This is a genomic window from Acinetobacter sp. YH12120 (assembly GCF_013418795.1).
Lineage (GTDB): Bacteria > Pseudomonadota > Gammaproteobacteria > Pseudomonadales > Moraxellaceae > Acinetobacter > Acinetobacter towneri.
Window position 1 is genome coordinate 28,873 of sequence record NZ_VPBI01000002.1, and the last position, 15,048, is coordinate 43,920.

General features: G+C 43.1%; 13 protein-coding genes. 3 read left to right on the forward strand and 10 right to left on the reverse strand.

Going from position 1 to position 15,048, the window contains the following annotated elements; translation table 11 throughout:
- Positions 1-91: 91 nt before the first annotated feature.
- Positions 92-1,807, forward strand: coding sequence for a cation:proton antiporter (locus FTU58_RS02325; protein ID WP_179996528.1), 1,716 nt, complete (start codon positions 92-94; stop codon positions 1,805-1,807).
- 191 nt (positions 1,808-1,998) lie between these two features.
- Here FTU58_RS02325 and FTU58_RS02330 read toward each other — a convergent pair whose 3' ends face one another.
- From FTU58_RS02330 to FTU58_RS02375, 10 genes are all read right to left on the reverse strand, one after another.
- Complete coding sequence (locus FTU58_RS02330; RefSeq protein ID WP_131261040.1) at positions 1,999-2,277, reverse strand: hypothetical protein; 279 nt, start codon at positions 2,275-2,277, stop codon at positions 1,999-2,001.
- A 103-nt stretch (positions 2,278-2,380) separates the two neighbouring features.
- A complete protein-coding gene (locus FTU58_RS02335) occupies positions 2,381-2,884 on the reverse strand; it encodes a DUF6586 family protein (protein WP_179988458.1) in 504 nt (167 codons plus the stop codon).
- 175 nt (positions 2,885-3,059) lie between these two features.
- Positions 3,060-3,314 (reverse strand): RNA-binding protein, encoded by a 255-nt coding sequence (locus FTU58_RS02340; protein WP_004976139.1) that lies wholly within the window; start codon positions 3,312-3,314, stop codon positions 3,060-3,062.
- Positions 3,315-3,393: 79 nt separating this feature from the next.
- Positions 3,394-5,382, reverse strand: a complete 1,989-nt coding sequence (locus tag FTU58_RS02345) for an ATP-dependent helicase (protein ID WP_180061985.1) — start codon at positions 5,380-5,382, stop codon at positions 3,394-3,396.
- A gap of 158 nt (positions 5,383-5,540) precedes the next feature.
- The gene (locus FTU58_RS02350) at positions 5,541-6,296 is read right to left on the reverse strand and encodes a hypothetical protein (protein WP_179989440.1); all 756 of its coding nucleotides are present in this window, start codon (positions 6,294-6,296) and stop codon (positions 5,541-5,543) included.
- Positions 6,297-6,310: 14 nt separating this feature from the next.
- On the reverse strand, positions 6,311-7,279 hold the full coding sequence (locus FTU58_RS02355; protein WP_154321061.1) for an NYN domain-containing protein: 969 nt from the start codon (positions 7,277-7,279) through the stop codon (positions 6,311-6,313).
- An 11-nt stretch (positions 7,280-7,290) separates the two neighbouring features.
- Positions 7,291-9,930 (reverse strand): type I DNA topoisomerase, encoded by a 2,640-nt coding sequence (gene topA, locus FTU58_RS02360; RefSeq protein WP_179989442.1) that lies wholly within the window; start codon positions 9,928-9,930, stop codon positions 7,291-7,293.
- Positions 9,931-9,964: 34 nt separating this feature from the next.
- Complete coding sequence (locus tag FTU58_RS02365) at positions 9,965-10,414, reverse strand: ammonium transporter (protein WP_004976129.1); 450 nt, start codon at positions 10,412-10,414, stop codon at positions 9,965-9,967.
- 261 nt (positions 10,415-10,675) lie between these two features.
- Positions 10,676-11,641 carry a hypothetical protein gene (locus FTU58_RS02370; RefSeq protein WP_180061986.1) on the reverse strand — a complete coding sequence of 322 codons (966 nt, stop codon included), beginning with the start codon at positions 11,639-11,641 and terminating at the stop codon, positions 10,676-10,678.
- A gap of 127 nt (positions 11,642-11,768) precedes the next feature.
- Entirely contained in the window at positions 11,769-12,011 is a 243-nt protein-coding gene (locus FTU58_RS02375) for a SlyX family protein (protein WP_004976120.1), read from the reverse strand.
- 35 nt (positions 12,012-12,046) lie between these two features.
- Between FTU58_RS02375 and FTU58_RS02380 the strand changes: the two genes are divergently transcribed.
- Positions 12,047-13,954 carry an ATP-binding cassette domain-containing protein gene (locus FTU58_RS02380; RefSeq protein ID WP_004976119.1) on the forward strand — a complete coding sequence of 636 codons (1,908 nt, stop codon included), beginning with the start codon at positions 12,047-12,049 and terminating at the stop codon, positions 13,952-13,954.
- Between the two features lie 141 nt (positions 13,955-14,095).
- Complete coding sequence (locus FTU58_RS02385) at positions 14,096-15,031, forward strand: lauroyl acyltransferase (RefSeq protein WP_154321067.1); 936 nt, start codon at positions 14,096-14,098, stop codon at positions 15,029-15,031.
- Positions 15,032-15,048: the final 17 nt, after the last annotated feature.

Sequence of the window (15,048 nt, forward strand, 5' to 3'; positions counted from 1 at the left end):
TAAAATTTCCTCGTTTTCTTTTTTGGCACTATTTGTGCTTGTCTTATTTCAGTCTTTTGACCGCACCTTCACCATGGCTTAGGAGTTTCTCGTGCCTCATGATGTAGAACTCATCATCTTACTTGCCGTTGGTTTTAGCTTGGCACTGGTATTTGGCTATATCGCTGCGCGCTTACGCCTTCCACCACTTATGGGCTATCTGATTGCAGGTGTCATCATTAGTCCCAACACACCGGGCATTGTGGCAGATATTCATCTTGCCAACCAATTGGCAGAACTTGGGGTCATGTTCCTCATGTTCGGTGTTGGCATGCATTTCTCGCTAAATGATTTAATGCAGGTACGACGCATTGCTTTGCCTGGTGCAGTATTGCAGATCGCCGTGGCGACCCTGCTCGGTGTAGGCGTGTCGATGATGTGGGGTTGGAGTTTTGGTTCTGCCTTAATTTTTGGCTTAAGTCTGTCTTGTGCCAGTACCGTTGTGCTCTTAAAAGCATTGGGTGATCGTGGCCTGCTCGACTCCGTGAACGGTAAAATTGCCGTAGGCTGGTTGTTAGTTGAAGACTTAGTGATGGTCTTAGCATTGGTGCTTTTGCCTGCCACAGCTGTATTACTGGGTGGACAAGCTATCGACAATGCCAGTGATGAAAATATTTGGCTAACACTCGGACTGACTTTATTAAAAGTTTCAGGCTTTATTGCCTTTATGCTGATTGTTGGCAAACGCCTTGTGCCCTTCATTATGCAAATTGTGGCTCGCTTAGGCTCGCGGGAACTGTTTACCCTGACTGTGGTCGCTGCTGCGGTATCAATTGCCTTTGGTGCTTATAAAATCTTTGGCGTGTCGATGGCACTTGGGGCGTTCTTTGCGGGGATGGTGGTCAAAGAATCTGATTTCAGTCATCGCGCCGAAGAAGAAACTTTACCCTTACGTGAAATTTTCTCCATTCTATTTTTCGTTGCTGTGGGCATGCTGTTTGACCCGCGTATTCTGATAGAAGAACCACTGCACGTTTTAGCGGTCGTCGGCATTATCATGGTGGGTAAAACCATTGCAGCCATGGCATTGGTCTTGTTCTTCCGCTATCCACTCAATACAGCCTTGACCGTAGGCGCGAGCTTGGCACAAATTGGTGAGTTTTCCTTTATTTTGGCAACGCTAGGTGTATCTTTACAACTGCTGTCACTAGAAGGACAAAACCTGATTTTAGCAGGCGCACTCATTTCAATTACCCTCAATTCCTTTGTTTTTTCTGCGATTGAGCCTGTGCAAAACTGGATTCGGGAACGCTCTTATTTGGCGCGTTTGCTTGAACGCAGCAATGACCCTTTAGCCATGCTGCCCGATGAAGTTTCTCAAGATTATTTACGTGATCAGGTGGTGATTGTTGGACATGGTGAAGTCGGACGCCGCATTACTCAAAATTTAATGGCTGAAAATATTAAGGTCGTGATTGCGGAAGAAAACCGTGAAATTGTCGAAGACTTACGCGAAAAAGGCATTGCTGCAGTCAGCGGCATTGCCACAGAAACGGGTGTACTGATTCAGGCACATATTCAACATGCACGACTACTCGTTCTCTCGCCTATGGACATTTTGGATATTCATAAAATTGTGGATATTGCCAAAACCCTAAACCCTGAAATTCAGGTTTTGGTGTGTGCAGAAAGCAAAGCCGAAGCGGAAGTAATTCGTAAAGACAACATTGGTGAAGTGTATTTTGCCAAAGAAGAAATGGCGAAAAATATGAGCAATTATATTTTAAATCAAATTGAAATTGCCCATCATCAGCCACCAACGCATTGAGCATCATTCATCTAAAACCCATAGCCAAAATCACAAAAAGCGCACCGTTTAAGCTGCGCTTTTTTTGTTGACGTATAGATTGGCTTTCATTGTGTTGATGAAAAACTATCTAATAATGTCCATGATTTTAACCAAAGCAGATAGACAATCTATTCATTAAAGATAGCTCATCACCGAAAGACCTTTTGGGATTAACTCATAAATTGCGGCTGTTCATCCACAATTTCGGCATGCCATTCATTGACCTGCTTTTCCAACAAGCCAAATAATGCCGCCTGAATCATGTGCTGTGCCACAACAGCCGTCTGATCGCCCAATATGGCTTTGACTTCGTCATTGAACTGGATTTTGACCAATGGCTCTTTCTCTGAGCCTGCATTACGCAATGCCAACTCGCCACCTTCAAGCTGAACCAGCTCTAAAATTGCTTCCTGATTACCAAATAATTCTTTCAATTGCTCTATAGACATATATCCTCCATGCTCGACATGGCGGCAAAGGCGCTTGCACTTTGCATCGTTCAGAATATTTATATCGGGCTGATCAGATTTTTTTCAAGGGCGTTTGGTCGGCTTAAAATTCCACCATTTCATTACGAAAACCATCAATCAACTGGGTTAAGTCACGATGCCATTCGCGCAAAATTTTCGTATCTGGTAGCCATGCTTGCGGAGATTGCGTGACTTTAATAATCAAATTGGATGACGTTTCCTGTTCAGGTTCTGGTGCACTTGGCTCGGGCGTGTACTGACATAAACGATAAGCGCGCTTTAACTCTGCAATAAAACCCGATTTGCTCAGTTGCTCCAAAATTGCCACTTCAGGGGAAATCTGCCCTTTGGCTGCCATCAATTCTTCAATTGATTTAAGGGTTGGATTACTGTCATTTAAACGATAATACCGCACCAATTCCTGCAAAAAAGCCAGCACCGCGCCATTTAAATGAAACACCGCAGCTTCACGATGTGCCTGCGCTTGCTGAACATGCTCGGTTTGCTCGGCCTGCTGACATGAAAGACGGGCGAAATATAATTTCTGATTGGTACGATCTGCATGAAAACGAGCAACACGGGACATGAGCATTTCCTCAATTTAGCGTTCTAAGAAGCTTAGATTAAACCGATTTTCCTGCAACACCCAATAAAAAATACACTATTTTTACTGCGATAAAATCGCGCACCAATGCAGTGCCAATCTCGTATTTTTACTAAAAATCACGCATAAAAAAGGAGCATTTTTTGCTCCCTTTGAACTATTTTGATGCAGGTTTATCTTCTGCTGCTTTGACACGTATTCCATGACCATGCAGACGCAAAGTATTCAGCGCTTTAATGGCTTTTACTGCCTCACGTGCATGTGGCATTTCTACAAATGCAAAACCTTTAGATTTTCCTGTTGCAGCATCCAACACCAAATTACAAGATTCTACAGTGCCATATTCCTGAAAAAGCTTTAACAATTCTTCTTCAGTCACTGTACGCTCTAAACTACGAACTAAAATTTTCATCTTACAACCTTAAAATAGGCAAAAAACATCAAAAAGCACTCGCCTACTCTACTTTTTGCAGGAAACCTTGTGGCATAGTTTAATCGAGATCAATGCCAAAATCTAAATTAATCGCTTGGCGTTCCACCAAGGCACTTTTCACAGTTTGCTGACGGGTACGGTGATGAGTTTCCATCGTACACAACTGCCGTGTCAGATCATTCAAAAAATAACTGTCCAGTTTGCGCCCTTGTTCATCTACCGTATCACGCGCCCATAAATTAAAATTTTGCTTGGTTAAAATCAGTTCATTTTGGGCACGGGTCAAAGCCACGTACAGCACTCGACGTTCTTCTTCAATATCATCAAAACTGCCCTGCGCCCGTGCATGCGGGTACTGCCCTGCAGTCACATTCGCCACATAACAGACTTTTTGCTCCGTACCTTTGGCAGAATGGATGGTGATTAAAGTGACCACATCGGTATCGGACTGGCGTTCAATTTCAGAAATAGACACAGGATCGAGCACATATTCTTCTAAAAACTCACTTAACTGCGCATGCTTACCCGCCAGTTGTTGCACCAACTGAAAATCACCCTGACGACGATTCCAGTCTTTTTTATAGTTATCAGCCAATTGTTCCTGAATCGCTTCAATGCCTAAACCGACGCAAGCTGCAACTTCATGGCGTAAGACATCCATTTGCTTCATGATCAATAAAGTTTTTTCTGGCAAGCGTCCAAATTTTTCCAGCTTTTCAATCACCTTATCCATTGTGGGTTCAAGTAACAATTGCTGCGCCAACTTACTCGCACCGACATCACCCACGCCATTCCATAAAGTGAGAAAACGCATCCATGCAATATCATCTAAAGGATTGGCAATAACGCGCAATAAACTAAGTAAGTCTTTCACATGCGCAGTTTCCAAGAGCTTCATGCCGCCAATAAAACGATACGGCACACTTGCCGCAATACAGGCGGCTTCAATATGTCGCGCTGCAAAACTCGAACGCACCAAGACCATGTGATCTGACCACGGCGCGCCTTGCAAGAAATGTCGCTCTTTAATATCAATCGCAATCCATTTGGCTTCATCAAATTCATTCGGGAAAATATGCATTTTGGGTTTGATGCCATCACCACGATGCGCCTGCAACCGTTTGTTATAGCGAATCTCACTTTGATCTAACAACCAATTGGACAGGTCTAAAATTTCCTGCGTAGAACGGTAATTTTGCTCTAATTTGAAAATTTGAGCATTGGGTACGCGCTCTGTGAAATGATGAATATTTTCAAAATCTGCACCACGGAAACCATAAATCGATTGTGCATCATCGCCCACACAAAACAAACTGACCAGATCTTTTAAAGGCTCAAGCAAAGCCCATTGCAAAGGATTGGTGTCCTGCATTTCATCAACCAGAAGATGCTGACAAATTGACGCGACATAATCGACCAGACCTTCCGACTGCGCCAATGCCGATGCCACCACAGCCAAAATATCGTCATAATCGAGAAAGCCTCGTGCGCGTTTACGGCTTTCATATTCCTGCATAATTTCAGCAATTGGATCTTTTAAGGCCAAATATTCAGGCTGCTGTTTTTCTAAAGCCACACTTAGTTTTTGACGAGTATTCCGCGCAAAAGAATACAAATCACATAATTCTTGAGGCTTAGGCAACTGACTTGGATTTTTCTTATCATCTTTTCCGCGAATGAGGCGAAACATCATCAATTGATCATCACGATCAATAATAGAAAACTGCTCTAAGCCAAAAGCTTTAGGAATACGTCGTAACAGGTACATACAAAAAGTATGAAAGGTCGAAGCACGTAAGCCTTTGGCTTGCTCACCCAGTGCCAACTCCACCCGCGCGACAATTTCACTCGCCGCACGACGAGTAAAAGTCAAAATTTGAATTTGATTGGCTGGAATACCTTGATCAATTAAGTACGCTGCACGCGCCACAATGGTTTTGGTTTTGCCACAGCCTGCGCCAGCCAAGACCAGACTATGTTGATGTGCTGTCGTGGCTGCTTGTTTTTGCTGGGGATTCAATTCATCAATTAGGCTGGCTAAACTCATAGTGACTCATCGTACTGGGTGGATGAATAGTTTAACAGATCGGTTTAGGAATAAACCCATGAATATAAATGGCTCAATTCATACTCAAGTCATGCTCAAGCACATACTTTTACACAGGTTTTATTGTAGAGATATGGATAAGTGCATGCTTATCCACATTATTTCCAACCCAACTCTATGGCAGTAATTTCGTTAATACGTGTCTGTTGTAGAGATTCAGGCATTTTACTTTTGCTTTGCGAAAGTGGCACATAACCCGCCATCAGTTCAGCCTGTCGTTGTGGGTACAATGGTTGCTGATTTGGGTCTGCATAACCAATCGGATAAATCGGTTGACCTGTGCTCAAATCATATTTATCTGTGGCACCAAAGGTATGCAGTAATTCATGCACCATCACCATGGTATTGCGCTCACTGTGTGCAGCAGAAGCAAATAAATTCACCGAGCCAATTTTACCTTTTTGTAAAGCGGTGGAATGTTTCAAAATTTGAGTTTGACTCGGATCATAATAATTCAGGTACAGCGTCACGGTTGCCGTACCATCACTGCTTTGTCGTTGCTGCCAAGCGTAAAAACGGAACTTTAAACTCCAAAGTACAGTATTAAGTAGTGATGCCTGCTCAGGCACTTTTGGTGGCAACTCCTTTAATTCTCGCCCCTGTTTGAAATAAAGCGCAATGGGTTGCCCACGATACTGCAAAGAAGCTTGTTTTAGATAGTCTTGAGCAGAATTTAAATTATTGATATTTAATGTATTGATATAGTTTTGGGTGTTTGATCGTCCATCGGCATTGATTGGGTGTAACAATACGATGATGGGCTTATTCCAGTCTTGGCTCTGATCACGCCAAGCATTGACTGCAACGACCAGCAAAACCAGCAATAAGCATAAAATTCGGATTTTTTTCCACATGAATTAGGACAACATTAAGACATCAGCTTGCCGACTTTAACACGATTGTGATCACTGGAAAATTCCAACCAACCACTGTGTATTGAAAGTATAGCTGACTGTGTATTTTCAAATCCCTGATTTTGAATATTAAAGTAGGGATCATTTTGTTCGATATGTTGAATAATCTCGGAAATTTTTGCCCAACCTGCCTGATCTGCAAGTTGCTGAATGGTTTTTTGGACAAGTTTGACAAACGTACTAAAACTACGCTTTCTCAAATACATCTGACTGCCCTGTAATTTGGTTTCAAATAAACCCAAGGCTTTAATTAAACCAGAGAGTTTATCGTAACCATAGTTTCGGGTGTCAAAGTCGGGCTTGACCGAGCTGATATACGTACCAATTGCCCCTAAATAAGCCCAACCACTATCATCGGCATTTTCTTTGACCGCTTTATAAATCAGGTTCAAGGTGTATTTATCTATGCTGAGTGCAACATCGGTAACTTTATTATTTTTCCCTTTCTGATCAGATTCTTCTGCTACCGCAGCTTTTTCAGCTTCGGACACCAAGTTTTCTACATAAATAAATTTATCGCAGGCTTTACGAAAAGCTTCAGGCGTATTACTACGCCCAAAACCATAAACGATTAAACCACTTTCACGAATGCGAGAGGCTAAAGGCGTGAAATCACTGTCGCTAGATACAATACAAAAACCATCTAAAGCACCGCTATACAACAAATCCATGGCATCGATAATTAAAATCATATCGGTGGCATCTTTGCTTTTGGTATAAGCAAATTGCTGTACAGGCGTAATGGCGTGCGGTAAAAGTACATCACGCCAATTTTTTAGACTTTCGCTGCTCCAGTCACCATACACGCGCTTTACACTGGCGATGCCATACTTCGCCACTTCTTCCAATACAGACTCAATCGAGTTGACCGATGAGTTATCTGCATCGATTAAAATGGCGAATTTTTTTGGCTTCAACTCCATAACAGATCGTGTTAAGCCTCAACCCACTTACCATCTTGGTAAACCAATGACCATTTGGTTTGTTTGCCTTCAGGCGTTTCCGAACCAATATATTGCGCTTGATTCTTACGGCTGAATTTCACCAAGGTTGGATTACCTTCTGGGTCTGCATCAGGTGCTTGCAAAATAAACTGATATTTTGGATCAAGCTGTTCTGCCACCGTACGCAACTCAGCCACTTTCGGGGCACGGGTTTCACGCACTTTCGGGAACTTGCTAGCTGCCAAGAATAAACCTGCTGCACCATCACGTAGTACAAAAAAGTCATCGTGTTTGGTCGAGCGTAAATGCTCCATTTTAATTGGATCAACGCGCGGTGGCGCAGGTTGACCATTCTTGAGCACTTTACGCGTGTTTTCACAACTGGTGCAGGCAAAATAAGGGCCAAAACGACCTGTTTTCAGCTGCATTTCGCCATCACACTTGTCACAAGGAATGGTTGGACCATCATAGCCTTTAATTTTGAACTCGCCTTCTTCAAGCTCAAAACCTGAACAGTCTGGGTTATTCCCACAAATGTGCAGTTTACGACCGCCATCAATTACATAACTGTCCATGGCTGTTTCACAAATTGGACAGCGCTTTTTAGACATCAAATCTGCGGTTTCAGCGGCATCATCATCGGATAAGGCGGCAAGTGATTCTACAGGTGTCAGGTTCAGCGTTCCCTTACAACGCTCTTTTGGCGGCAAGTTATAGCCTGAGCAGCCTAAGAATACGCCTGTCGTACCTGTACGAATCTGCATTGGTCGTGAGCATTCTTTACAATGTACTGCATCGACCTCTACAGGCAAGTTACGGCGCATGCCTTGTTCGCCCTGTGCATTGGTCAAACGCTGTTTGAAGTCACCATAAAAACTGTTGAGTAAGTCTTTCCAGTCACGTTCACCATCTGCAACCTTATCTAGCTGACCTTCCAAGTCTGCTGTAAAGTCGTAGTTCATCAGATTATTAAAACTTTCATCCAGGCGGTCTGTAACAATCTCACCCATTTTTTCGGCATAAAGACGACGGTTTTCCAGTTTGACATAACCACGGTCTTGAATAGTTGAAATAATCGCAGCATAGGTCGATGGACGTCCAATACCTTTTTTCTCAAGCTCTTTCACCAAAGAGGCTTCGGTAAAACGCGCAGGTGGTTTGGTAAAGTGTTGTGATGGATCAAGCTTCTCTAATTTAAGAATTTCACCGACTTTAACTGCAGGCAGTAACACATCATCATCCGATTTGTTTTGCCCACGCACTTTAGTAAAACCATCAAAAACCAGCGTACGACCTTTGGCTTTTAACTCGACACCATTGGCATCCACTAAAATGGTCGATGATAAATATTCGGCTGGTGTCATTTGGCAAGCGACGAACTGACGCCAAATCAGATCATATAAACGCTGTGCATCGCGTTCTACACCCACTAAATTGTCGCCTTTAAGCGCAACATTAGATGGACGAATCGCTTCGTGCGCTTCTTGTGCACCTGCTTTATTGCCATAACGATTTGGTTTAGCAGGCAGATATTTTTGACCAAACTCCGCTTCAATATGCGTACGCACCATATTGACCGCGTCATCACTCAGGAAGGTCGAGTCTGTACGCATATAGGTGATAAAACCTGCCTCATACAAACGCTGTGCTAGCATCATGGTTTTCTTGACTGAAAAACCAAGACGGGTACTCGCAGCCTGTTGCAGCGTTGACGTGATATACGGCGCACTTGGGTTGACTTTGGTCGGCTTATCTTCACGTGCAGATACGGTGTATTGCGCATCTTTAATCAAGTTCAGTAAAGCATCGGTTTCAGCTTTGTTGCGTAACTTGAGGGTTTTACCCGCTTGCTTAACCGCTTCTAGGCGAATGTCATCTTTTTCAGATTTAGTATCTGCAAAGACCTGCCAGTATTCTTCAGGTACAAAGGCACGAATTTCACGTTCACGTTCTACTACTAGTTTAACTGCAACTGACTGCACCCGTCCTGCCGATAAACCACGGGCAATTTTTTCCCAGAGCAGTGGCGAAATCATAAAACCCACCACGCGATCTAAGAAACGACGTGCCTGTTGGGCATTGACTTTGTTGGTATCTAAACGCGCAGGATGCTTAAAGGCTTCTTGAATCGCATTTTTGGTAATTTCGTTAAACACGACACGTTGATAACGTGAGTCATCTCCACCAATGACTTCTTTTAAGTGCCACGCAATCGCTTCCCCTTCACGGTCCAAGTCCGTTGCGAGATAGACTTCATCGACCTGCGATGCCAGTTTTTTTAATTCAGCGACTACATTTTCTTTGCCTGGCAGCACTTCATAGTGTGCTTTCCAGTCATGTTCAGGATCAACCCCCATACGGTTGACTAATGCTTGTTGAGCTTTTTCAGCTTTCTGAGCCTCGGTCAGTTTGGTTCGGGTGGTGGTTTTCTTTTCTGTGGTTTTTGCGCCACCACTGGTTGGCAAATCACGCACGTGACCGACCGAAGACTTCACAATGTAGTCCGAACCAAGATATTTATTGATTGTTTTCGCTTTTGCAGGCGACTCCACAATCACTAAAGCACGTTTGTGACCAGCTTCAGATTTGGCTGCAGTGCTTTTGGATGTGGACCGAGGAGCGTTCGCCATAAGTAACCGTATTTCCTATTTAATGGTTTAAAAATTAACGTTCAGCCAAGCTATGTAAAAAGGCTTTCATCTCATCTAATTGAGTTGCGCGAAGATCGGCTTCTTCATCCCAATAGATTCCTACACAGTTTGCCTGCATATCAATAGCATAAATGCCCTTTAATGCAATGGGTAAGCCTTGGAATTTCTCATCGCCATGCAACAGCTCTAGCTTTTGATCTGTCACTAAAGCACGCATTAACGGTAAACGTGCATCGGCAATGAGTACGCTGTAATACGCCACCATACTGGCACGTGATTCCGTAGCTTTGGGGATTTTTGTCCAATCAGGTGCAACCACCAAACGAGGGTGTAGTCCCATTTTTCGGGCTTTTTCACGCATCAATCCTAAAGCTTTTTCTCTTGGGCTGACACGCAGACCAAAAATAGAGCCCATCACAAATATAATGATGGCAACGGCAACCCAAATTCCAGTATTTTCCATAGTACAACCTTTCTATTCTTATATTAGAGTTGCATAAGCACAATATAAAACGCAAGATTAAAATAAGCTGTGATTTATTTATTTCAAGTGTTTTAGTCTATCTGCCTACAAACAGCTTAAAATCGTCTTACGTGAAAAGGCATCATTTTCAAAACTTTAAATGGTTGATAAATGATGACTTAAATCAGTCGTATCGATAAAAAACTATCTTGCAGATGGGTTTTAAATCGACTCATGCCATTAATCGAAAAATTCTAAAACTTAGCTTAAAAACATCTCATGACTATATAGCACTTCATGTCCATTCCAATAAATATAGCCTTTTTCAATCAGTTCTTTGAGCAATAAACGAATATCAGACTTTGGAAACAACCGCTCTAGTAAATCACGCAATTCATAAATATCTTTCGGTTTTTCACCTTTTAGCTCACGTAACTTTTTGGCAACTTCCCATTGCACAGGGTCAATTTGGCTAAAGTTTTTAAACAAACTGTGCTGAGGATGTGGCTCTACGGCTTCAGTTTGCGCCACGATTGTAGAAGTGACTGTCGCCTCTTGCGTAGATTCTTCCACAGCATCCAAGTCAAGTTGAACCCACTGCTTCAGTACTTTTTTACGAAAGCTAATTTGCTCATCCACCCGCTTTACAATTTTCAGGTTCATCAACATACCAACCACATGCTGCACTTTGTCTGCCTCAAGTTGCAAAATATTGGCAATCGAGTTTTTTAAAGCCTCTACGTTAGTTGGCTTGCCTGACATTTTTGCCAACGCATCACAATACTTTTTTACCAACAGCAATTCAGGTTTGTTGCGAATTGCCATTGGGCTTGGTAAACGATTTTTGCTTTTCCCAGACTGCATTTCAGGCTGAATATGAATCAGGTGACAGGCAATTTCAGATGCTTGCAACATTTCCATTAAAATCTGAATACTGTCAGCCGCAGAAATCACTTCAACTTGTGTTTCTGGCTCTAGCAGTGCCATCAGTTGCCCAACTACCACTGCATATTCAAACTCTTTAAACTCTGCGCGCGGGCTGTCTAAAATCATAAGTTGACCCGTACTGATCCAGCCAGCGAGTTCAGTTAAATCCTGCAAGTTATATTCAAATTTTCCTGCACAATTAAACAGATACACACTCGGATGATGCTCAATAATTTCTCGCAACAAAGTCGCGGTAGGCAGGTTGTTTTCAAGGTCAAGTAATACAACTTTAGAGGACATAAACTTTAGCGGACACAATAGGGTTTAAAAGATTCAGGCACAGCAGCCGAGCATTACAGCGGGAAGTACAGCAAAGGTCAAATTAAAATCAGCACGGAAACCAATACCGTTGATTAAGTACGATTGATTAATAGTGTGGTGGGCGATTGGTCATCGGGTCAAATGGTGCAATCCCATCCGACAAATCTGCCGACTCTACCCGCTGATATAACAACTGCATTTGTTTCTTTAAATCAGCAATTTCCAGACTTTGATGAACCACTTGTTCATTCAATTGCTCAACTAAATCGTCCAAAAATGCAATTCGCACTTGCAAATCTTCAATGGGTGCGGAAAATGACGCCTGATCATCTATACTTTGTTTAGTCATTTCAAATCCTCATTTGAGATTTTTTAGGAAACACTATGGCCTATATTACTTTAAGGGATGTCCAACTCGCATTTGGTGGACCTGCCTTGCTCGACGGCGCGAATTTTAACCTAGAACGTGGCGAACGAGTGTGTTTGATTGGCCGTAATGGAGAAGGTAAGTCTACTCTACTTAAACTGATTGAAGGAAGTTTACTGCCCGATGCAGGTGAAGTGTCTATTCAAAATGGCATCACCATTGCCATGTTGGCGCAAGATGTGCCCATGGATTCAGGCAAAGTCGCCGATATTGTTGCTGATGGTGCAGGCGAAGCTGCTGCAGTATTAAAAGCCTATCACGAAGCCAGTGATGCCTGTGTATTGGGCGATATGGATGCCTGTGACCGTATGGGGAACTTGCAACACAAGCTAGATCAGCTTGATGGCTGGGCGCTAGAAAATAAGGTCAATGCCATTTTAAGTAAAATGGGACTTGATCCAAATGCCGACTTGGCCGATTTATCGGGTGGACGTAAACGTCGTGTGTTGTTGGCACGTGCCCTACTCACCCAACCTGACGTATTGTTGCTAGATGAACCAACCAACCACTTAGATGTGGAAAGTATTGAATGGTTAGAAAAATTCCTACTCGATCAAAATAATTTAACCCTGCTGTTTATTTCGCATGACCGTGCTTTTGTCGATAGTATCGCCACCCGCATTGTTGAGTTAGATCGTGGTGTATTACGCAGCTACGAAGGCAACTATTCACGTTATTTAGATTTAAAAGCACAGCAACTTGAAGCTGAAGAAAAACAAAATGCGCTGTTTGATAAAAAACTGGCCGAAGAAGAAGCATGGATTCGTCAGGGCATTAAAGCACGTCGTACCCGCAACGAAGGACGTGTGCGTGCTTTAAAAGCTTTACGTGAAGAATCCAAAGCACGTCGCTTCCAACAAGGCAAAGTCAATATGGCAGCGCAGGAAGCCAATCGCTCAGGTAAACTGGTCTTTGATATTGAACATTTACAAGTGGCCTTTGGCAATCAAGCTCCAATTATCAAAGACTTTTCAACATTGGTATTACGTGGCGACCGTATTGGTTTAGTTGGTGATAACGGTGTCGGTAAAACCACTCTGATTAAAGCCATTTTAGGTGAAATTGAGCATGGCGGCTCTGTCAAAACAGGAACACAACTGGAAATTGCCTATTTTGACCAATTGCGTAACGTCTTGGATTTGGAAAAGTCGGTCAAAGATAACGTGTCTGAAGGTTCAGATTTTGTTGATGTGAACGGACAACGTCGTCATATCTATAGTTATTTACAAGACTTTTTATTCTCACCAGAACGTGCGCGCACGCCTGTTAAAGCCTTGTCTGGCGGTGAACGCAACCGTATTTTACTGGCAAAATTATTACTCAAACCATCTAACCTGATAGTGATGGATGAGCCGACCAACGACTTGGATATGGTCACTTTAGAATTGCTTGAGGAAATGCTCAGCGACTATAAAGGCACCTTATTGCTGATTTCACACGACCGTGCCTTTATGGACAACGTGGTGACTTCAACTTGGGTATTTGATGGCAAAGGCAATATTGATGAATATATTGGCGGCTATCAGGACTATTTGCAGCAACGCCCAGACCAAACTGTGGTTGATCAAAAAAGTGATGTTAAAAAAGCCGTTGCCAAAGCCGAAGCGGCTGCAGCAGCACCAACGGCTAAAAAAGTAAAATTGAGCTACAAAGATCAACGTGCTTTAGAGCAGTTGCCAGGTGAAATTGAAGCACTGGAACAGGAACAAACCGAATTGGCTGAAAAACTGGCGGATGGTTCTTGGTTTGTAACAGATGCCAATGCAGCCACCAAAGCCTCACAGCGTTTGGCTGAAATTGATGAAGAACTGCTGGAAAAACTGGAGCGTTGGGACGAACTGGAAAACTTGGCGAATGGTAACTAGGGTCTATTGACACTTCGTCTACGCTTGTCCTGAAAGACTTCGCAAAACCGTTTTAAGCATCTTTCCCATTGGACGGATGCTTTTAAATTTTAAAATCGGTTCGTGCTAAACTGCAACGATACAACACTTTACACGGTCATTATGAGTCAACACACTGAATATCAACCAGGCGAATTTCAATGGTCTTTCCTGTTGCCAAAATATTGGGGCATCTGGATTGGCATTGTCTTCCTGATGATTTTAGCCATTTTGCCGTGGGCGATTCAGTATCGTTTGGCGCAGCTTTTAGGCAATCTTGCCTTTAACAGCATGAAGTCACGTCGCGTAACTACGTTACGCAATTTGGAAGTGTGTTTTCCTGAATGGAGCGAGGCTGAAGTACAAGAAAATGCTCGCCAAGTCTTTGTTGATCAAATGCTGGGCGTATTTGAAACCTTAAATGCGTGGTACTGTCCACAGTGGTTTAAAGGACGTACTCAGGTTGAAGGTTTAGAACATATTCAGCAAGCCCAAGCAGATGGTCGCGGGGTTTTATTGTTAGGTACACATTCTACTCTGCTAGATGCAGGCGGCTATGTCTGTGCGCAATATTTTGACCCCGATGTGGTCTATCGTCCACAAAACAATCCATTACTGGACATGCTGATTTACCGTTGTCGCGCCACCATTTACGGTCATCAAATTGACCACGATGACATGCGTGGTTTAATCCGTCACTTAAAAAATGGTCGTGCCATTTGGTATAGCCCAGATCAGGACTTTGGTTTAAAACAAGGTGTTATGGCGCCATTTTTTGGCGTGCCTGCTGCGACAGTTACAGCGCATCGTCGTTTACTTAAAATGACCAAAGCCGCAGCAATTCCGTTATATTTTTACCGTACAGGTGAGCTTTCCAACCCTCAATATAAAGTCTTGATTGAACCTGAACTGCTGGATTTCCCAAGCGCAGATGAAGTTGCAGATGCAACGCGCACCAATTTCATTATTGAGCAGCAATTACGGATCGCTCCTACCCAATATATGTGGTTTCATCGTCGGTTTAAGAGCCGCCCCGAAGGTTATGACAGTATTTACTAATCTGTACGGCAGAAGGA